General features: G+C 44.8%; 1 protein-coding gene. It reads left to right on the top strand.

Going from position 1 to position 286, the window contains the following annotated elements; all coding sequences use genetic code 11:
* Positions 1-109: 109 nt before the first annotated feature.
* A partial coding sequence (gene ndhC, locus KDM89_RS21910) for an NADH-quinone oxidoreductase subunit A (RefSeq protein WP_212689861.1) occupies positions 110-286 on the top strand: 177 nt, incomplete at its 3' end.

Genomic DNA, 286 nt, shown 5'->3' with positions numbered 1-286 from the left:
AAAAAGTCAGATTTTCTTTCCTGGCTTTGTCGAGGAAGTGGTTGTGGGTTTGAAGTCTCTTTCAAAATGCAATTCGCTTCATATGGCGTTCAATTACAGGTAGCCTAACGTGAACCTCGAAAATTATTTCCCAGTTCTTCTTTTTATTCTGGTTGGCATTGGTGTTGGTGTGTTGCCGCAATTGTTGGGTCGCATCCTTGCTCCTTATAAGCCAGACTCCCAAAAAACATCCGCCTATGAGTGCGGCTTCGAGGCATTCGAAGATGCGCGCATGAAGTTCGATGTG

Origin of the sequence: Cognatundibacterium luofuense, from assembly GCF_018139685.1 — a bacterium.
In the GTDB taxonomy this organism is placed as follows: Bacteria; Pseudomonadota; Gammaproteobacteria; order Burkholderiales; family Burkholderiaceae_D; genus Undibacterium; species Undibacterium luofuense.
The sequence above is the reverse complement of the archived record's forward strand: the minus strand, read 5'-3'. Positions and strand labels throughout refer to the sequence as shown.